21 protein-coding genes are annotated in these 19,682 nt (G+C 53.6%); 15 read left to right on the plus strand and 6 right to left on the minus strand.

The genetic code is table 11. The annotated features are described in order from the left end of the window. Positions 1–16: 16 nt before the first annotated feature. Complete coding sequence (fba, locus tag C7820_RS18195) at positions 17–880, plus strand: class II fructose-1,6-bisphosphate aldolase (RefSeq protein ID WP_076170514.1); 864 nt, start codon at positions 17–19, stop codon at positions 878–880. Positions 881–967: 87 nt separating this feature from the next. On the opposite strand, the gene C7820_RS18200 is transcribed toward fba, so the two are convergent. Beyond that, positions 968–1,642, minus strand: coding sequence for a TetR/AcrR family transcriptional regulator (locus C7820_RS18200; protein WP_116232235.1), 675 nt, complete (start codon positions 1,640–1,642; stop codon positions 968–970). A 284-nt stretch (positions 1,643–1,926) separates the two neighbouring features. Here C7820_RS18200 and C7820_RS18205 point away from each other — a divergent pair, with 284 nt between their 5' ends. The 6 genes from C7820_RS18205 (at position 1,927) to C7820_RS18230 (ending at position 7,542) form a co-directional block, all read left to right on the plus strand. Then, positions 1,927–2,679, plus strand: a complete 753-nt coding sequence (locus C7820_RS18205; RefSeq protein ID WP_116232236.1) for an SDR family NAD(P)-dependent oxidoreductase — start codon at positions 1,927–1,929, stop codon at positions 2,677–2,679. 156 nt (positions 2,680–2,835) lie between these two features. Next, positions 2,836–4,011 (plus strand): DUF4349 domain-containing protein, encoded by a 1,176-nt coding sequence (locus tag C7820_RS18210; RefSeq protein WP_116232237.1) that lies wholly within the window; start codon positions 2,836–2,838, stop codon positions 4,009–4,011. 146 nt (positions 4,012–4,157) lie between these two features. After that, positions 4,158–4,838, plus strand: a complete 681-nt coding sequence (locus tag C7820_RS18215) for a Na-translocating system protein MpsC family protein (protein ID WP_116232238.1) — start codon at positions 4,158–4,160, stop codon at positions 4,836–4,838. A gap of 114 nt (positions 4,839–4,952) precedes the next feature. Next, complete coding sequence (locus tag C7820_RS18220) at positions 4,953–5,339, plus strand: response regulator (protein ID WP_181909110.1); 387 nt, start codon at positions 4,953–4,955, stop codon at positions 5,337–5,339. An 85-nt stretch (positions 5,340–5,424) separates the two neighbouring features. Beyond that, entirely contained in the window at positions 5,425–6,201 is a 777-nt protein-coding gene (pdaA, locus tag C7820_RS18225; protein ID WP_076170508.1) for a delta-lactam-biosynthetic de-N-acetylase, read from the plus strand. Between the two features lie 183 nt (positions 6,202–6,384). Further along, positions 6,385–7,542, plus strand: coding sequence for a phosphodiester glycosidase family protein (locus C7820_RS18230; protein WP_116232240.1), 1,158 nt, complete (start codon positions 6,385–6,387; stop codon positions 7,540–7,542). 36 nt (positions 7,543–7,578) lie between these two features. Here the strand turns inward: C7820_RS18230 and C7820_RS18235 are convergent, their stop codons facing one another. Next, positions 7,579–8,430, minus strand: coding sequence for a DegV family protein (locus C7820_RS18235; RefSeq protein ID WP_116232241.1), 852 nt, complete (start codon positions 8,428–8,430; stop codon positions 7,579–7,581). Between the two features lie 49 nt (positions 8,431–8,479). Further along, positions 8,480–8,917, minus strand: coding sequence for a hypothetical protein (locus C7820_RS18240; RefSeq protein ID WP_116232242.1), 438 nt, complete (start codon positions 8,915–8,917; stop codon positions 8,480–8,482). A gap of 176 nt (positions 8,918–9,093) precedes the next feature. Between C7820_RS18240 and C7820_RS18245 the strand changes: the two genes are divergently transcribed. Next, the gene (locus tag C7820_RS18245) at positions 9,094–9,474 is read left to right on the plus strand and encodes a DUF423 domain-containing protein (protein ID WP_116232243.1); all 381 of its coding nucleotides are present in this window, start codon (positions 9,094–9,096) and stop codon (positions 9,472–9,474) included. A gap of 106 nt (positions 9,475–9,580) precedes the next feature. Here the strand turns inward: C7820_RS18245 and C7820_RS18250 are convergent, their stop codons facing one another. Continuing rightward, the gene (locus C7820_RS18250) at positions 9,581–10,111 is read right to left on the minus strand and encodes a hypothetical protein (RefSeq protein ID WP_116232244.1); all 531 of its coding nucleotides are present in this window, start codon (positions 10,109–10,111) and stop codon (positions 9,581–9,583) included. Positions 10,112–10,327: 216 nt separating this feature from the next. Between C7820_RS18250 and C7820_RS18255 the strand changes: the two genes are divergently transcribed. Beyond that, a complete protein-coding gene (locus C7820_RS18255) occupies positions 10,328–10,630 on the plus strand; it encodes a YunC family protein (protein ID WP_076170502.1) in 303 nt (100 codons plus the stop codon). Between the two features lie 121 nt (positions 10,631–10,751). Here C7820_RS18255 and mtnA read toward each other — a convergent pair whose 3' ends face one another. Together mtnA and mtnK are read right to left on the minus strand one after the other, a co-directional pair. After that, a complete protein-coding gene (gene mtnA / locus C7820_RS18260; protein ID WP_116232245.1) occupies positions 10,752–11,837 on the minus strand; it encodes an S-methyl-5-thioribose-1-phosphate isomerase in 1,086 nt (361 codons plus the stop codon). Continuing rightward, the gene (gene mtnK, locus C7820_RS18265; protein ID WP_116232246.1) at positions 11,834–13,057 is read right to left on the minus strand and encodes an S-methyl-5-thioribose kinase; all 1,224 of its coding nucleotides are present in this window, start codon (positions 13,055–13,057) and stop codon (positions 11,834–11,836) included. Before mtnK ends, mtnA begins: the two co-directional genes overlap by 4 nt. Positions 13,058–13,378: 321 nt before the next feature. On the opposite strand from mtnK, the gene C7820_RS18270 reads away from it, so the two are divergent. The 6 genes from C7820_RS18270 (at position 13,379) to sufB (ending at position 19,627) form a co-directional block, all read left to right on the plus strand. Continuing rightward, a complete protein-coding gene (locus tag C7820_RS18270) occupies positions 13,379–13,840 on the plus strand; it encodes a Dps family protein (RefSeq protein WP_076170500.1) in 462 nt (153 codons plus the stop codon). A gap of 616 nt (positions 13,841–14,456) precedes the next feature. Further along, positions 14,457–15,239 carry a Fe-S cluster assembly ATPase SufC gene (gene sufC / locus C7820_RS18280; RefSeq protein ID WP_076170499.1) on the plus strand — a complete coding sequence of 261 codons (783 nt, stop codon included), beginning with the start codon at positions 14,457–14,459 and terminating at the stop codon, positions 15,237–15,239. Positions 15,240–15,264: 25 nt separating this feature from the next. Next, positions 15,265–16,569, plus strand: a complete 1,305-nt coding sequence (gene sufD, locus C7820_RS18285; RefSeq protein WP_076170498.1) for a Fe-S cluster assembly protein SufD — start codon at positions 15,265–15,267, stop codon at positions 16,567–16,569. After that, positions 16,566–17,777, plus strand: coding sequence for a cysteine desulfurase (locus tag C7820_RS18290; protein WP_076170497.1), 1,212 nt, complete (start codon positions 16,566–16,568; stop codon positions 17,775–17,777). The genes sufD and C7820_RS18290 overlap by 4 nt, the downstream gene beginning before the upstream one ends. Continuing rightward, positions 17,777–18,208, plus strand: coding sequence for a Fe-S cluster assembly sulfur transfer protein SufU (gene sufU, locus C7820_RS18295; RefSeq protein WP_116232670.1), 432 nt, complete (start codon positions 17,777–17,779; stop codon positions 18,206–18,208). Before C7820_RS18290 ends, sufU begins: the two co-directional genes overlap by 1 nt. Positions 18,209–18,229: 21 nt before the next feature. Beyond that, positions 18,230–19,627: a Fe-S cluster assembly protein SufB gene (gene sufB, locus C7820_RS18300; RefSeq protein ID WP_076170496.1), complete on the plus strand. Its 1,398-nt coding sequence runs from the start codon at positions 18,230–18,232 to the stop codon at positions 19,625–19,627. Positions 19,628–19,682 lie beyond the last annotated feature (55 nt).

Here is a 19,682-nt window from a genome sequence, read left to right on the forward strand (position 1 = left end):
GGAAGGGGAAAACACCATGTCACTCGTTTCGTCTACGTCTTTACTGCAAGAAGCAAGGGCCAAACATTACGCCATTGGGGCCTTTAACGTGCACACACTGGAAATGCTGCAGGCTGTGGTCGAGGCGGCCGAAGAAGCACAGTCGCCGCTCATTATCCAATCTACGGTCGGGACCGTCAAGCATCTGGGGGCCGATTATATCGCTGCTGCCGCACGGGTGGCGGCGGACCGCGCCAGCGTGCCCATCGCACTTCATTTGGATCATTGCAACGAATTTTCCGTCATTATCAGCTGTATCCGGGCGGGCTATACGTCCGTCATGATCGATGCGTCCCATTCCCCATTTGAGGAAAATGTGGCCATGACCCAGAAGGTGGTCGAAGCCGCCAACGCTGTTGGCATCAACGTGGAGGCGGAGCTCGGCAAGGTCGGCGGCGTCGAGGACGACATCGTCGTCGATGAGCGCGACGCCTTGCTCGCTGATCCGAAAGAATGCGCCGAATTCGTGGAGCGCACCGGCGTGCATACGCTCGCCCCTGCAATCGGCACCGCCCACGGCATCTACAAGGGGACGCCGAATATCGATTTCGACCGGATCGGACGCATTGCCGAAGCCGTTGATGTTCCGCTCGTCCTGCATGGAGGCTCCGGCATTCCGGAGGAGCAGGTGAAGCGGGCGGTCAGTCTCGGCATGGCCAAGATGAACGTGGCTACCGAACTGCGCATCCTGTTCTCCGACGCCATCAAGCATGTCTTTGCCGAGAACCCGGATGAGAACGACCCGCGGAAATACATGGTTCCTGCCAAGAAGGCGCTGAAAGCGGCCGTCATTGAGAAAATGCAGCTGTGCGGCTGCGCCGGACGCGCGGGGGACTTTTAAACGCCAAAGCCATTCACAAAATAAATGAAACAAGCCTGCTTAGAGCCCGGGGAACCGGGGAAGCAGGCTTTTTAAATTCATGGGATGTTATAAATCTGAAACGTTGGATTCCGGGTTCCGCAAATAGTCGAGAAACATCCGTTTCAGCAGGTCCAGCTGGACGTCCGCGCTGACGATGGACTCGAACATCACGATGCTGCGCTGCAGCGACAGCTTTTTCGAAAAAATGCCGAACGCATTAACCACGGTCGACAGGGTTTCCTCTATGGGGAGATCGGAGCGGACTGAACCGTCCCGGGTGCAGCTGTCAATGATTTCGGCGAACGCATCGGATACCTTGCGGTGGACGTCGTTGTACTGCTGGATATCCTCCAGCGGCTCGGCCTGCTGGGCGGCATAGCTCTCAAACGCCTCAAGGAACCGGCTCCTGCTGCTCAATTCCGGCAGTTGGAGATTCAGGAAATGATCCAGCAGCGCTTCAAGCTTCTCGATGCCTGTCACCGGTGTAGCGGCAATTGCCCGGAACGCCTCTTCCTCCAGGCTGATCAAATGCGTGGCGACCGCCACGATCAGCTTGTCTTTTTTGGGGAAATACCGGAACACCGTAGCAATGCCCACATTATCTTCCGCGGCGATATCCCGCATCGTCGCCTTGTCGATCCCTTTGCGGTTAAAAACCCGCTCCGCTGCCTCGATAATGCTGCTCTCTCTCGCTTTTTTACCTTCCAGCCGTTCCTGTTCCCATCTAGTCTTCGGATCCATAATTGTGCGTCAACTCGCCTTCCGGGTGTAAAGATAAAATCGTAAAAAATGCTATCAAAACCACCCGTAGAAGTCAACGCTGTCCAGGTGCAGAGTCCGGGAATCCATGGGATGACCGTGGGAAAGATTGAATGGAAAAACAAACGGTGATATAATTGGTTTTGTCATGATAGCGTAACTATCACGACCTCTGATTTTACAAGGTCATGCCCGCCCAACATGGGCTGGATGCTGCCTCATTCGTAATCATCTTGGAGCAAATAGGGGAAGGGAGTCTTAATAATATGGGCAGAGTACAGGGGAAAGTAGCGATCGTCACCGGCGCAGCCGGAGGCATGGGCAAGGCGGACGCCGTTCTGTTGGCGCAGGAAGGCGCCAAGGTGGTCGTCACCGACATTCAGGAGGACAAAATCCAGGCTGTCGTGGAAGAGATCAAACAGCAGGGCGGAGAGGCTATTGGCTTCCGTCATAACGTTACCTCCGAGGAGGAGTGGCAGCATATCGTGGACGAAACGGTCAAAGCGTTCGGCACGATCGACGTTCTCGTCAATAACGCCGGCATCTCGCTGGCCAAATCGCTCGTGGAGACGTCCATGCAGGATTGGGACAAGGTCATGTCCATCAACCTGACAGGCAGCTTTCTCGGTTTGAAATACGTGGTACCGGTGATGCAGCGCGGGGGCGGAGGCTCCATCATCAACATTTCTTCGATTGCCGGGCTCACGGGAAGCAACGGAGCAGGACCTTACACCGCAAGCAAGGGCGCTGTCCGGATGCTGACGAAGGCGGTGGCTGTGGATTACGGCAAGGACAATATCCGCTGTAATTCGATCCATCCGGGTTACATTGAAACACCGATGACCGAAGGATTGTTTGCCAACGACCAGATGACGGGCTGGTTCCGCTCCAAAACGCCGCTGCCTCGCTTGGGCAAACCGGAGAACATTGCGGCCGGCGTGCTGTTCCTGGCATCCGACGAATCCTCTTTTATTACCGGAGCCGAGCTGGCCATCGACGGCGGCGTATCCGCGACCTGATTTTTGATTCGGCGAATCCATAGGCATGGGAAGCATAAAAGCCTTCCGGGTTACACCCGAGGGCTTTTTTTCTTATTTGGCCCGCAACCTTCGGAGGCCTCCTGACGTTAGATAGGAAAATATAAAATATTTTCCATTTCTGAGGAGGAATGAAGTATGCGCACTTGGGGGTCATGGCTTGCCGCATTCATGTTTGTCATTCTGTTGGTAACCGGCTGCTCGTCCGGGAGTTCAAAGGACAGCGCCAGCAGCGCCGGCGGGACCGTGGAAAGCTCCGCCGTATCAGACCATGCGGCGAACACCGCAGCGGATCAGGACCAGCAAGCATCTACATCTACGGCATCAACGGCTGATGAGAAGTCATCGCAGGCGGCGGAGTCGGCGCAGCAGTCCGGTGCCGTTAAGGCTTCCGAGGCAGACACTGCGCCTGAAGCCGGGTTCACCGCTCAAGACTTGGCCGGCGGGTTAAACAAGAAGCTCATCTATAAGGCGCATCTGGTAATGGAGATTCAGGACTATGCCAAGGCGCAGACCGAAGTGAGAAATATGGTGACGCTGTCGGGCGGTTATATCGTTAATTTTTCCGAAACGGATTCAGCCAGCGAGCGTGGCGGCACCTTTATCCTCAAGGTTCCTGCATCGGGCTTCTCGTCCTTTTTGAATCGGCTCGAGCAGATCAAGCATGATTCGCTTCAGCGCAGCATTGAGGGCCAGGATGTGTCCGAGGAATACGTGGATCTGCAGGCGAGATTGAAGGCTAAGCAGGTGATGGAGGAGCAGTATATCGCTTTTATGAAAAAGGCGACAAAGACCAGCGACCTCGTGGCGTTTGCCAAAGAGCTGGAGAGGGTTCAGGAAGAAATCGAGCAGATCAAGGGCCGCATGCGCTATATCGATCAGAATGTGGCTTATTCCACGGTGGAGCTGCGCATTTACCAGCCGGAGAAGACGCTGCCCAAAGCCGAGCCCGATCGCCAGCAGGCTCCCCTTGGCAAGCGTGCGGGAGATGCTCTGCAGGGAAGCATGGACGTGCTGACGCAGATTGTCCAGTGGATCATCGTCATCCTGTCGGGAGCCGTTCCTGTTCTGATTCTTGCTGCGATCGTGCTTCTGATCGTCTGGATGGTCCGCAAAGGCCGGAAGCAGCAGCGGGCTGAAGCCGCCGAGCGGAGGAAGACATGGAAAGAGGAGCGCCATAGACCTGCCGGTCCTATAGACGGTCCTATAGAACAGCAGCAGGAAGAATCGGATCTTACACGGGCGGAACGAAGCGAGCAAGCTCTCAAGCAACCCGATCCCGACTCTGACCCCGATTCCGACCCGCATAAATAAGGCTATCCTATGGATGGAAAGAATGAGCCGGACGCACCTGATTGCGCCCGGTATCTTTTTGGGTATATACCTCTTAATAATGACGCAAGATGAAATCAATTGAATTAACGTAAGCGTTGCACTATGATGAGAAGGAGAGAGCTGTCATGTTGTATACAGCCAATCACACCAACCAAATCGCGGCTTTTACCGGCAAACTGTTAAGGGACAGGTTCGGCAAAGGGCCGGAATCGGTGCACGTCTCCGTGGGGAACTATGCGATCGCACTCCATATCCGCAATTTCATCGGACCGGTCGAGAAGTTCCTGTTAAACCAGGAAGAGGAGAAAGCTTTCCGATATACCCGCGAGCTGCTGATGGAATCTTTGCTTCCTGAATTGAAGGCGTATTTGGAGAAGGAAATGGACATCCGTTTGGAAGAGGTATACTACGACTGGGGATTACATAACGCTTCGGGGATCATTGTCGGACTTAAGGCAGACCAGACCATCGAAGCCGAGGATTATGCGGGTCGTGAAGCGCTACATAACGAAGTTAACCGGATCACCGGTATCGTCCAGAAGGTTCCCAGGAAGGTGTACTCCTGGTGGATGAACCCCAAAACTTTAATTGTCGTCCGGGAAGGAATTCTGATTCTGATCGAGAAGGAATTAATCAGTACCGGTTTTGATGAAGTACTGCGGACAACCAAGAGAAAGCTTGAGAAGCGGTATTTTGAGGAAGAAACCCAACTGGGGGGAATTTTGGGCCGGACCCTGGCCGATTTTTACGTGGACTGGGATTTTGATAGGGATAAAAGCGTGATTGCCTGCACATTCCAGGATTAGGCGGTCACCAGGCGGTAATGGGTCAGACATGATTGGAACATGAGCTGAACATAAGCCAAAGAAGGAGCTGGAGCGCTCTTTCTTTGGCTTTTTTTCATGGTAGGAGGTTTAAAGATGAAGAGCAATTATGACATTTTATGTGTGGAGGACGACGGAATTAATATGTCTCTCATGCGGCATATTTTCAAAAAAATTCCTAACGCCACCATGTGGGAGGCCTGTACAGGGGAGGAAGCGGTAGAGATCGCCACGGCCAGATGCCCCGATCTGATCATCATGGACATCCAGCTGCCCGGAATGAGCGGATACGATGCTCTAGCTCGCCTCCAGGCCAATGAGAAGACAAAGGCAATCCCGGTGGTGGCCGTAAGCTCTTATGCGATGGCGTCGGATATCGCCAAGGGGAGACAGGCAGGTTTTATCGAATACATTACGAAGCCATTCTATATTAAGCACTTTATTCAGGTGATTGATTCCATTCTCCGGCGGCTGCCATTTTGAAAATATCACATAACTTTGCATCGGATGTGGCATATTACGTTATAGCTTTTAGTGCCTATAATCCAATGCAGGGGGAAATTTCAAGATGAAGCGTTTTGCGTTTGCTGCGGTTGCCGCACTGTTACTGTGCTGCGGATTTTTCCAGGAGACAGCGGCTGCGGACAGCCCTTATCATTTTGGCTTTAAGAAAAGCAGGAACGGTCAGCTTCCTTCCATCAACGAAGAAGGCTTTAAAGACATTCTGCAGAAGAACGGCGCGATTTTCCTGGGGGATACAACCCAGAAGGAGCTGTATTTGACGTTTGACAACGGGTATGAAAACGGGTTCACGCCTAGAATACTGGATGTTTTGAAAGAAAAGAAAGTGCCGGCGATCTTTTTCCTGACGGGACATTATGTAAAGGACAAGCCGGAGCTCGTAACCCGGATGGTCACCGAGGGCCATCTGGTGGGCAATCATTCCTGGACGCATCCGGATATGACCCAGATTTCCAACGCGCAGCTCAAGGAAGAGCTGGATAAGGTCAAGCAGAGCGTAACCGGGACGACCCGCCAGAAGGAGATGGCATACGTGCGTCCTCCCCGGGGGATTTTCAGCGACCGCACGCTTGCGGCATCACGCGCTGAAGGCTATACGACGGTATTCTGGTCCGTAGCGTACAAGGACTGGGACGTGAACGATCAGAAGGGGGCTGACTATGCCTACCGTCAAGTGATGGCGCAGCTGCATCCGGGGGCGGTCATTCTGCTGCACTCCATTTCGAAGGATAACACGGAGGCGCTGGCCCGGATCATCGACGATGCCCGTAAGCAGGGCTATGAGTTCAAAAGCTTGGACCAACTGAAGCGGCCAACTTACTAATCGGAATAGGATGACGCCAGGCCAATGGGGCTTGGCGTTTTTTTGTGCTTTACGGCAGCCATAATGGAAAATATTTGTATGAAATTGTTGATAATGCCCGAATATATGAAACTTTCCTCCCTGATTTCGCGTCTATTCTACGTGGGAATTAGGACCCGAGTTCATGAGATGGGGGAAGTAACCATGGAGCAAGCATCGCTGCCCAAACGTTCAAGCGTAAGAAACCAACGGTCCGCTCCAAAAGGGACAAAGAAAAGGAAAAAGAAAAAGGGAGGTTTCCTGCGATTCAGCATACGCTTGTTCTGGAGCCTGGTTCTGGTCGGTGCCGCGGCAGCCGTATGGTTGTTCCTGACGGTATCCGGCAATCATTTTCGTTACCTGATAGCGGATACGCTCATAACGACACAGCATCGCTATTTGGCGAAATATATTATTGGACAGGACGAGCTGAACAAGCGCGTAGGTGAATACAACAAGCGGTTTGAAGCCATGGGCGTCGAAAAAGATACGCACCAAATCAAGCTGCCGGTGCAAACCCAGACAGCTTCCGCCGAAGCCGGCAAGGAGACGGAGAAGCCGCCCCTTGTGGAGATTGAGGAAGTTTCGGGTAAAGGGTATCACGGGTATGTAATGACCGTTCACGATCCGAAAAAAATCCGTCTGGGCGTTCCCGCAAAGCGCGGCAAAGGCGAGAAGGTCTCCAGCATGGTCAAGCGCTACGGCGCGATCGCCGGCGTGAACGGAGGCGGATTCGCCGACCCGAACTGGAAAGGGAACGGCTTTAAGCCGATCGGCATCGTCATATCGCAGGGGAAGCTGTATTACAACGGATTGGGAAAAAATGCGACCACCCAGGTGGTAGGCATTGACCGGGACGGCAAAATGATCGCCGGCAACTATTCGCTGAAGGAATTGGACCGGATGGGGGTTCAGGAAGCGGTGACGTTTCAGCCGCGGATCATCGTTAACGGCAAAGGGCTCATAAAGAATGCCGCCGAAGGCTGGGGCATCGCGCCGCGGACCGCCATGGGCCAGCGTGAGGACGGGGCCATCCTGTTTGTCGTCATTGACGGAAGACAGCCGACGTACAGCGTCGGAGCCAATTTATACGATGTTCAGCAGATCATGCTGAAGCACGGGGCGGTGATCGCTGCCAATCTGGACGGAGGATCCTCCACCGTCCTTGTCAAAGATAATGAAATTGTGAACAAACCGTCATCGGAATACGGGGAACGGTATTTGCCTACCGCGTTTCTGGTGTTTGAACACCCCGAGCAGGCGGACATCCCGAATATATGGGCGGGCCTCAATCCGAGGGACATCGACCCTTCGAAGAAGTAAGAATCGTTTATATGTAAAAGAAAAAAAGCCTGAAAATCAGGCTTTTTTGGAATAAATGATTCCGATCGTTTTGGCACCGCAGTGGGAGCTAATGACACAGCCGGCATCCGAGAGGGCAACCTCGCGGGCGCCGGTTTTTTGTTCCAGCAGCCTTTTGATCGCTTCCGCGTCCTCAGCCGCCATGGAATGAGTGACGAAGATGAGATCGTTGTCCATCTCGTCCTTCTTGTCCAGCGCATTGTTGACCATCTGCTCCAGCGCCTTTTCCCGCTTACCGCGGACCTTGTAAGCCGGAGTCATCTTGCCGTCGATCACTTTGATGACCGGCCGGATCTTGAGCAGGCTGCTCATGAGGTTCTGCATGCCTGAGCAGCGTCCGCCCTTGTACAGGTATTCCAGCGAATCAATGACGAATTCGGTCTCTACGAGCGGCTTAACGGTCTCCACGATGCCGGCGATTTCACGGGTGCTTTTCCCCTGTTCTGCCGCGGCCACCGCTTTCATGACCAGCAGGCCGATGCCGGTGGTCAGATTCCGTGAATCCACGACCGTGATTCGTCCCTCCGGAAACTCCTCACCAGCGATCAGCGCGTTCTGATAAGTCGAGGATAGCTCGGACGACAGGCTGATATAAACGATATCCCGTCCTTCTTCCACAAACGGGGTGAACGCCGCGATAAAATCGGACGGAGACGGAGCGGCCGTCTTGGGAAGGCTGCCCGTCTGCTCCACCTTGGCATACAATTCGGGTGTCGTTAAGTCGACGCCGTCCCTGTAATTCTGGTCCCCGAACGTAACGTACAGTGGAATAATGCCGATGTCATGGGCTTTGATCCAATCGTGAGGAAGGTCGCATGTGCTGTCGGCAAATATTTTGACTTGAGACATAAGATCACCTTTTTCTTCTAATAGACTGCTGAACTGCGGGTAAAGACCGCTAGCCTGCGGCAGAAGCCATGAAGTATATAAAGAACAAGCCGATACTGAGCACAATGACGGCATTCAAAATTAGCCCGATGATGGCAAAGATCTTTTTACGGTTCTTGATGGCCGTCCCCACAATGCCCAGAATCGTTCCGACCACGTTGATGACAACCAGTGCGATCATCAGCAGACCGACAACACCGAGGCCAAGGACCGCATTGGAATTCGGACCGTCCAGCATGCCTTCTTCAAGATAAGGAGCCATAATGGCGCCTGCTGCCGCGGCACTGATGATATAACCCAGCAAACTGACCAGGCCCATGACAAAGGATGCGATGCCGGGCCCGGAATGCTTCAGCGCAGCAGGGGGAACGAACTGAGCATGGGGCGAATGGGGTCCCGGGTTCTGCTGGAATCCGTCCGGCTGGTGCGGAGGCTGGTTTGAATCCATGAAATCACTCTCTCCTTCGAATCGATAGATATGCTTCTTACTTTTCCATAAGATCCCGTAAAAATCAAGCTGATTTGGGCAGTCTTGAGCCATGGTGGTGGAAAAGGCGGCGTCTGATCGGTTAAAATAGTTAACAGTTTGTTAGTAGATTAGGAACATCCAAAGGAGTTGTCGATGTGCAGCGCAAATTTATATTGACCGGCGCCTTGATGGCGATGCTGTCCGTGGTGATCGGAGCATTCGGAGCCCACATGCTGGAACCTATCGTCGGAGAGTCGGCGATGAAGGTTTATGAAACCGGGGTTCAATATCATATGGCGCACGCCTTGGGGATCATACTGATCGGGGTCGTTGCGGGACTGTGGGGAGATTCGCGCAAGCTGGCCTGGGCGGGATGGCTGCTGCTGGCCGGGATCATTCTGTTTTCCGGAAGTCTGTATGTTCTCGCCATCTCGGGGATCAAAGTGCTTGGCGCTATTACGCCGCTTGGAGGCGTTGCCTTCATCATCGGCTGGATCTGCCTGATTGCGGAAGCCGCATCGCGCAGACGAGCCTGACCCTCCATATCGGAGGGGAACAGAAGAAAGCCCGTCTTCGGCTTAGTGAGCCGGGACGGGCTTGTTTTAGTGTTATAAGCTTCGGAGAAACGTCATTCTTATCCTACTAGATGACCTCGTCCACTTCGTTCAGCTTAAAGGTATAAACCTGTTTCTCATCCACGTGATATACGTTCAGCATCTGGTGTTCCTCATCATAATTCAGGATCCGGCACGGCATATGAATGTGCTGCCCGCTCCGGTTGGCCGTCAGCCGGATCAGCCGGTTGTCACGGATGTATACCTGAATCCAATCATAAATGTCCGAACCGCCATGCACCGGGTTTCGGGGCGGCTGGCTTTTTGCATTTTTCCCCACGGCCGCTGTACGCAGTTCCGCTTCCTTGATCGGAGCAGGGGGAACGGACGGTTGGGAAGGCTCTTCTTTGGAAAGGAGAGATTTGCGCTTGTCCTGAAGCATCGATTCAATCATCCGCCCCAGTTCAATTCCCGATTTGATGCGAAAATCCGCAATATGCCCGTTGCCGTTCAGCATGCCGAGGAGTTCTTGAAGCGCCAGGGCATTAGAGGGACTTTTCACTAAGATGTCGACGTTGAATAAAAAACCCGATTCGTCATTGGATTGATTGTTGTCCATGGATCCCCCAAACTATACGTTCAAATTAAATATGAAAGTGACTAAATAATATCATGAATGTGAATAGAATCATAGTCCTAATGTCGGAGTGGATAGCAACTTTCTTCCTATTTATTTCGGCGCATTTTGGTTATGGACGTCCGCACAGTCACCCCTTCCCCAGGGCGAATACAATGATGCTGGATGGATATCACGCCTGGGGAGGTGTACAGCTGAATGGTGACTATGGTGCCGATTACCGTCGGGGGCCACAGCTTTGTCGGGGTAGAGGTCAAGCTGCCCAAGACGACGCTGCTCACGATCAACTCGCCGAAAGGGTACATTATGTGCGGGGCACTGGACGTAGGCCTGCTTAACACGAGACTGGCGGAGCGAAAAATCATTGCGGGCCGTGCCGTCGGCGTCAAAACGCTGCAGGAGCTGCTTGAAGCGCCGCTGGAGTCGGTGACGACCGAGGCCGAGGCGCTCGGAATCGTTCCGGGCATGCCAGGGCATGAAGCTCTGTTAAAAATGGTGTAATGGCCTCACGGCCGCCGACTGGGAAGCAATAAAAAGCCAGCCCGGGCAGGGCTGGCTGAGCCGGTGGCATTTCGGGGCTTGCAGACGCTAGCCCGGAACGCAACCACATCGGCAATGTTTCTTAAGCTTGGAAAAGGGAGGCGAGGTTCTCGGCGAACGGCGCTTTGACGATCCCCTTCTCCGTGATGATGGCTGTTACATATTCGTGAGGCGTGACATCAAACGCCGGATTGTAGACCTTGATGCCTTCGGGAGCGGTTCTCTTCCCGAAGCCCTCGGTGACCTCCTCAGCCGGCCGCTCTTCAATCGGGATGTTGTCCCCTGTAGGGGTATTCAGATCGATCGTCGATAACGGGCAGGCGACGTAGAACGGAATGCCATGGGCCTTGGCCAGCACGGCCAGGCTGTAGGTGCCGATCTTGTTGGCGACGTCGCCGTTGGCGGCCACCCGGTCGGTGCCGACGATCACCGCCTGCACCCATCCCTTGGACATGACCATGCCTGCCATGTTATCGCAGAGCAGCGTCACGTCGATTCCGGCCTGCTGCAGCTCGAAGGCCGTCAGCCGCGCGCCCTGCAGCACAGGGCGCGTCTCATCGGCATACACTTTCAGCTGTATGCCCTGTTCCTGGGCCAAATACATCGGCGCGGTCGCCGTTCCGTATTTGGCCGTAGCCAGCCCGCCCGCATTGCAGTGGGTGAGCACGCCCATGCCGTCCCGGAACAGGGGCAGTGCATTCTCCCCGATGCGGCGGCACACTTCCTCGTCCTCCGCTTGAATCGCGTTGGCCTCGGCGAGCAGGGCCTCGTTCAAGTCGGCAACGCTGCCTCCCCGGCCGGCCAGCTCATGCGCTTTCCCTTTCATCCGGTCCAGCGCCCAGAACAGATTGACCGCCGTCGGCCGCGAGGTGGCCAGATAGGCGCTGACCTTGACGACATAGTCGTCCCAGGCGGCGGGATCGACGCCTCCATACTGGCGCGCCCCGAGCACCACACCGTAAGCGGCGGCGATGCCGATGGCCGGTGCGCCCCGGACTTTCATCGCATGGATGGATTCCCACACTTCTTCCGGCGTGTATAAATCCAGATAGACGATGGCGTCCGGAAGCAGGCGCTGATCCAGCAGGATCAGCTTGTCGCCGTCCCATTGGACGGAAGTTAGCGGTTCGCTGCGTCGTTGTGTTTGTTCTTGGTTGTCATTACTCATTTTACGGCTCCTTTAAGCGGCTCGGCTTCCTTCACCAGCCGGACGATGTCTTCGCCGGATTGGATGGTCCGGTTGAATAGAACGAGCTGTTTGCCGATAGCCAGCGCCGTGCGCTGCGCCTTCTCCCGCAGCTTTACGTCCGCGATCGTATCGATGTCGGCCACATGGGACAAGCCGACGATGCGCCGGATCATTTTGCAGCCGGCGAATCCGCAGGCATCCCGCAGTACTTTGGCCACGTAGGCGTCCTGGTAGCCGGGCGCTTTCGCGAGCGGGTCCCTGGCATCCTCATCCCACAGCTGGCGGAAGCGGATTTCAAATTCGGACCATACGTCCGAAACCATGCGCAGAAGACGCTCTTGATTGCCGAGAACCTCCGACTCTGCGGCATCCCAGCCTGGCCGGGAAGCGTAGTTCAGCAGCAGGTTGCCGATGACGGCGCCGAGGTCGAAGCCCATCGGCCCGTAGTAGGCAAACTCGGGATCGATCACCTTGGTCGATTCCGGTGTGACGAAAATGCTGCCGGTATGCAGATCGCCGTGAACCAGCGCTTCGGTCCGGGTCAGGAAGGCCTCCCGGAGCAGGGCGACTTCCAGATGGAGATGGCCGTTCTCCCGCAGCTCCTTCGCCTCATCCTCCAGATAGTCCGGGTAGTTGTTGTTATCGGAAAACCGGTATGGATCGTCAAAGATCAAATCCTCGGTAATTTTGCACAGATCCGGATTGATAAATTTACGTACCTGTTCTTTCTTTTCCTGCGGGCTCAGGAACAGATCCGAGGTATAGAACAGCGTTCTGGCCGTAAATTCGCCGATATGGCGGGCAAACAACGGATAGGCTTGTCCTTCGATCAGCCCTTTGCGCATAATCGTATGGTCGCTCAGGTCTTCCATGACGGTTATCGCCAGGTCATCGTCGTAGGAGAACACCTGCGGTGCCAGTCCGGGACACAGGCGGTACTGCACCTGAAGGGCCTCGCGTTCAATGCGTGCCCGGTCCAGGGACAACGGCCAGGATTCCCCGACCACCTTCGCATAAGGAAGGGCTTGTTTGACAATGATACTTTTATCGCTGTTCCGATCCGTAATATGGAACACTAAGTTCAGGTTGCCGTCACCGATTTCTTTGCATTCCAGCTGCGCATCGGGTGTGAAATGCCCCGGAATGCCTCGGACGAGAGAAATGGCGTCTTGGACGGTGAGCGGGTGATATGTGGACATGGAAGTCACCTCCGTATAATAAGGAAACGCGAATAAAGCCAACTTGTTCACTTGGTTATAAAACAGTATATCGGATTGCCGACCTCTTTTGAATCTTTTTTTCAGTGAGAGCGTTTGAAAACGAAAGACCCTGCCATTTATGGGCAGTTGTTTCGTGCAGCGGGTTGAAGGGTAAGATAAGGGCAGGGAGGCACGCAGCCCAGATTACTCTCGGAAGAGCCTCCCTATACTTATATGAAAACTCCAGCCGGACTCCGAAGCTGCCGTTGTATTCGGCAATGGAGAGGGAAGGCCATATACTTAAAAAAGGAAGGGATATTCATGGCAAAAACGTCATCCAAATCGAAAACATCCACTTTGGAGCAAATCCTAAACCAACAAGTTGCGAACCTGAACGTCCTGTATGTCAAAATCCATAACTACCATTGGTATGTAAAGGGTGAGCATTTCTTTACCCTCCACGTAAAATTTGAAGAGCTGTACGACGATATTACGCTGAAAATGGACGAAGTGGCTGAACGGCTGCTTACGATTAAAGGAAGCCCTGCTGCGACGATGAAGGAGTATCTGGACATCGCAACCATTCAGGAAGCTTCCGGCAATGAAGACCAGCGCAAAATGGTGCAGACCCTGATCGAGGACTTTGCCACCGTTGCCGAGGAAATGAGCGAAGGAATCAGCCTGGCGGAGGAAGCCGGCGACCATCCGACGGCCGATATGTTTATCAAGATCAAGAGCGATCTCGAGAAGCATATGTGGATGCTCCGTTCTTACCTGGGATAACGGATGCTTCTTTCGCGAAAGCCCGGAAGTGCGCTGGCCGCCAGCGCACTTTTTGTGTCCCGGATCAACCTTTGACGGCATAACGTATAAGACCGCGTTGCCTTTTTGATGAATCAGACATGAATCGGATGTACGGGAAATTGAGAAATGGGATCCGGTCTCTGGCGGCTGTTCCCGGTCATGAATCCGAGCGTCTGCGCGGTTGTCAGGATCCTCCATGCTGCTGTTCCTTGGATGTGGAAATGCAATCCATAACATATCGCAGAATGTTCACGAAATGCCAGCCGGTGATGAGAACGGTAGCTCCGTTGCCGGATGCTGCAGAACTTCCGCGAAACCGTTCGTCATGAACAGCATCCATGGAAAAATTTGATATGGTAAGGAAACAGGCTTGGCTGCAACCGCGGCGAAGCCTGTTTCTGTAATGAAACACCAGGTTTACTCCGACGGGCGGTTGATATGATTCGCCATTTATTATAAAATTGTGATAATCATTGAGAATCAATTTAGACTCATTACAAATTGATAATAATGATTGATTGAAATCGGGGAGCGCGTCCCTGTTGAAATAGACTTTCTGATTTCGGCAAAACATTTAACGGAGGGAAAAACGAATATGGCTACTAATTTCACCATTGAAGGACTTAAAGCGACAATCGAGGGCAAGGAAATCCTGAAAGGCATCAACCTGGAAATGAAGGGCGGAGAAATCCACGCCATCATGGGACCTAACGGTACCGGTAAAAGTACACTTGCTTCCGCTTTGATGGGACATCCTAAATACGAAGTAACGGACGGCAGCGTAACCCTGAACGGCGAAGACGTTCTGGAAATGGGCGTTGACGAGCGTGCGCGGGCCGGCCTGTTCCTGGCTATGCAGTACCCGAGCGAAATTACGGGCGTGACCAATTCCGACTTCCTTCGCAGTGCCATCAATGCACGCCGTGAAGAGGGCAATGAAATTTCGCTGATTCGTTTCATCCGTCAAATGGAAGCGAAGATGAAAGAACTGGATATGAACCCTGAGTTTGCGCATCGTTATTTGAACGAAGGCTTCTCCGGCGGTGAGAAGAAGCGGAACGAAATTTTGCAAATGATGATGATCGAACCAAGCATCGTCATCCTGGACGAAATCGACTCCGGTCTGGATATCGACGCTTTGAAAATTGTTGCCAGCGGTGTAAACGCGATGCGCAGCGACGACCGCGGTTTCTTGATTATTACCCACTATCAGCGCCTGCTTAACTACGTGAAGCCTGATTTTGTACATGTTATGATGCAGGGCCGCATCGTGAAATCCGGTGGTCCTGAACTGGCGGAGCGCCTGGAAGCGGAAGGTTACGATTGGGTGAAGGAAGAGCTCGGCATCGAAGACGAAACTGTAGGTCAAGAAGCGTAAAGATAACGGAAGGAGGAGAACGAAGATGACAACACAAACCATTCTTCCGGTTAACGCTGAAGGCCTGAGCGCGCTGTCGAAGGGCAGCAACGAGCCGGCCTGGCTCACGGAAAATCGTCTGAAAGCATTGGAACTCGCGGCAACCCTCGAGCTGCCGAAACTCGAAAAAACGAGAATCGAACGCTGGGACATTCAAAACTACGGAAGCTTCAAATCGGTAAGCCCGATTGCATCCCTGGCTGAAGCTCCTGAATCGATTCGGGAACTGATCAAGGACCAGGAAGCGGGCAACCTGATTATCCAGCGCAATTCCGGAACCGTGTATACGAAGCTGTCCCCTGAGCTGGCTGCTCAAGGCGTCATTTTCACCGATCTGGCGACGGCCGTAAAGGAGCACGAGGATCTCGTTAAGGCTCACCTGCACACGGCTGTTACCGCGGATGAGAGCTCCGTAGCCGCACTGCATGCCGCATTGTGGAACGGCGGGGTGTTCCTGTATGTTCCAAAAAATGTGGAGGTATCCGTACCGCTGCAGGCCGTTCTGCTGACAGACGACGAGGAAGCGACCTTTGCCCCTCATATTCTGGTCATTGCCGATACGAACAGTTCTGTAACCTATGTAGATAACTATGTATCCGGTACATCCGGTAAACCGGTCACTCATAACGGCGCCGTTGAGGTATTCGCCAAATCGGGAGCGAAAGTCCGGTTTGCGACCATTCATCAAATGGGCACGAACGTGACAGACATCAGCTACCGCCGTGCCGTCATCGAGAACGACGCGTCCATGGAATGGATCGTCGGCGAAATGAACAGCGGCGATACCGCCAGCGATACTTACTCGATTCTGAAAGGAAACGGATCGACGTCCGATTCCAAGATCATCGCCGTCGGATCCGGTTCTCAGAAGCTGAACTACACGACTCGTGCGAACCACTTCGGCAAGAGCTCCGAGAGCCAAATGATTACCCGTGCGGTCATGCGTGAAGAAGCACAGGCCATCATCAACGGCATCACCAAGATCGAGAAGGGCGCGACCAAATCCGACGGACAGCAAACGGAGAAAGTGCTGATGCTGAGTCCGAAAGCACGCGGTGACGCCAACCCGATCCTGCTGATCGACGAGGACGACGTTAAGGCAGGTCATGCTGCATCCGTCGGCCAGGTCAACCCTGAACAAATTTACTACCTGATGTCCCGCGGGATTTCCCGCGAAGTTGCCGAATCCCTGATCATCTATGGATTCCTGGCGCCGGTCGTATCTCAGATTCCGCTTGAAGGCCTGCGCACGCAGCTTCAATCGGTCATCGAAGGGAAGTTGGGACAATGAACCGCGACATTCTCGAGCAGTTTCCCATCCTGAATCAGGAAATAAACGGCCATCCGTTGGTATATCTTGATAATGCGGCGACTTCCCAGAAACCGCTGGCTGTGATCGAGGCTGTCAAACGCTATTACGAGCATGACAACGCCAACGTGCACCGCGGGGTGCATACGCTTGGAAGCCGTGCAACGGATGCTTATGAAGGCGCGCGCGAGAAGGTAGCTAAGTTCATTAATGCGAAGAGCACGAAGGAAATTATTTTTACGCGGGGAACGACGACAGCCCTGAACCTGGTGGCTTCCTCGTTCGGGCGCTCGATTTGCCAGGAAGGCGATGAAATCGTCCTGACCCCGCTGGAACACCACAGTAATCTAATTCCTTGGCAGCAGGTGGCAAAAGCCACCGGCGCCACGTTGAAATATGTTAAACTACAAGAAGACGGTTCAGTCACCTTGGCCGAAGTCGAGAAAGTCGTCACCGAGAAAACCAAGATCATTGCGATGGGCTATGTGTCCAACGTCATGGGCGTGGTTAACCCGGTGAAGGAAGTTGCCGAGCTGGCACACCGCCACGGCGCGTATATGGTTGTGGACGGCGCCCAGAGCACGCCTCACATGAAGATCGATGTTCAGGATCTGGATTGCGACTTCTACGCCTTCTCCGGCCACAAAATGTGCGGTCCTACCGGCATCGGTGTACTGTACGGCAAAAAGGCGCTGCTCGAATCCATGGAACCGGTGGAATTCGGCGGTGAAATGATTGACGATGTCGGACTATACGATTCATCCTGGAAGGAGCTGCCCTGGAAGTTTGAAGGGGGCACCCCGATTATCGCCGGAGCGGTTGGGCTTGCTGCAGCCATCGATTTTCTCGAGGAAATCGGCATGGATCAAATCGAGGAGCATGAGCAGAAGCTCGCGAAGTATGCGATCGAGCGGTTATCGGAAATTGAAGGCCTGAAGCTTTATGGTCCGCGTGTACGTAAAGTGGGCTTGGTCACCTTCAATTTGGGAGATGTGCATCCGCATGATGTGGCTACGGTTCTGGATGCCAGCGGGGTTGCGATCCGCGCAGGCCATCACTGCTGCCAGCCGCTCATGCGTTGGCTTGAAGCCAGTGCCACCGCCCGTGCAAGCTTTTATCTATACAATACCGAACAAGATGTAGATCGTCTGATCAGCGCCTTAATCCAGACAAAGGAGTATTTTGGATGATGGAACTTGACGACTTGTACCGGCGTGTCATAATGGATCATTATAAAAACCCCCGCAACCGGGGCAAATTTGAAAATGAAGCCGTGACGGTGGATCTGAATAACCCGACCTGCGGCGACAAAATTTCGCTTCAACTTATTGTCGATAACGGCATGGTCAAAGATGCCAGATACACAGGCGAGGGCTGCTCCATCAGTATGTCCTCCGCCTCGATGATGACCGAAGCGGTCAAAGGCAAGACGCTCGAGGAAGCGAAGGAAATGGCTTCGCGCTTTTCGTCGCTGATGCAGGGTGAGGACGTTCATTTTGACGATTACGAAGATATCGAAGCCCTGTCCGGAGTTAACAAGTTCCCGGCCCGCATTAAATGCGCAACGCTCGCTTGGAATGCACTGCGGAAAGGTATTGACGAGGAACGCATTAACCACTAACGATAGGGAGGCTGAATACTCATGGCCAAAAAAGCGCCTGAAATAGAAGAGTATAAATACGGATTCCGCGACGAGCATAAAGCGGTATTCCAAACCGGTAAAGGACTTACCCGTGAGATTGTTACCGAAATTTCCAAAATCAAAAACGAGCCGGAATGGATGCTTGAATTCCGTCTGAAATCATTGGAGCAGTTCGAGAAAATGCCAATGCCTCGCTGGGGCGGCGACCTGGATGAACTGGACTTCAACGATATCCAGTACTACGTAAGACCTTCCGAGAAGCAAGGAAAGACGTGGGAAGAAGTACCGGCTGAGATCAAAGAAACCTTTGACAAGCTGGGTATTCCGGAAGCCGAGCAGAAATTCCTGGCCGGTGTATCCGCCCAGTATGAATCCGAAGTTGTGTATCACAACATGCAGAAAGACCTGGAAGACCAAGGGGTAATCTTCATGGATACCGACACGGCGCTGAAAGAGCATCCTGAAATTTTCAGAGAGCACTTTGCGACTGTCGTTCCTCCTACCGATAACAAATTTGCTGCACTGAACAGTGCGGTATGGTCCGGCGGAAGCTTCATTTACGTTCCAAAAGGCGTTAAATGTGAAATCCCGCTGCAGGCTTACTTCCGGATCAATTCGGAGAACATGGGCCAATTCGAACGTACGCTGATCATTGCGGACGAAGACAGCTTCGTGCATTATGTCGAAGGCTGTACTGCTCCAATCTACAGCACGAACTCGCTGCACAGTGCGGTTGTTGAGATCATCTGTAAGAAAAACGCACGCGTGCGTTACACGACGATCCAAAACTGGGCGCCGAACATCTACAACCTCGTTACCAAACGGGCGGTAGCTGAAGAGAACGCCACGATGGAATGGGTAGACGGCAACATCGGCTCCAAGCTGACGATGAAATATCCGGCAGTGCTGCTGAAAGGACGCGGCGCGAAAGGCATGGTGCTGTCCATTGCGGTTGCAGGCAAAGGTCAGCATCAGGATGCAGGCGCCAAGATGATCCACTTGGCTCCGGATACGACATCCACGATCGTATCGAAGTCGATCAGTAAGCACGGCGGCAAGGTCACCTACCGCGGTCTCGCTTCCTTCGGCCGCAACGCGGAAGGCGCGAAAGCCAACATCAAGTGCGATACGCTGATCCTGGATAACGAGTCCACTTCGGATACGATTCCGTACAACGAGATCAAGAACGACAACATCGTTCTGGAGCACGAAGCAACGGTATCCAAGGTATCGGAAGATCAGCTCTTCTACTTGATGAGCCGCGGACTCACTGAAGCCGAGGCGACGCAAATGATCGTTATGGGCTTCATCGAGCCGTTCACGAAGGAGCTCCCAATGGAATACGCGGTCGAAATGAACCGCCTGATCAAGTTCGAGATGGAAGGCTCCATCGGTTAATCGTAAGCAGACAAAGCGTGTTCTGCGCAGCCGTTACGGCGGCTTCGCGGGGCGC

The organism is Paenibacillus sp. VMFN-D1 (assembly GCF_003386155.1).
Taxonomy (GTDB): Bacteria; Bacillota; Bacilli; order Paenibacillales; family Paenibacillaceae; genus Paenibacillus_AQ; species Paenibacillus_AQ favisporus.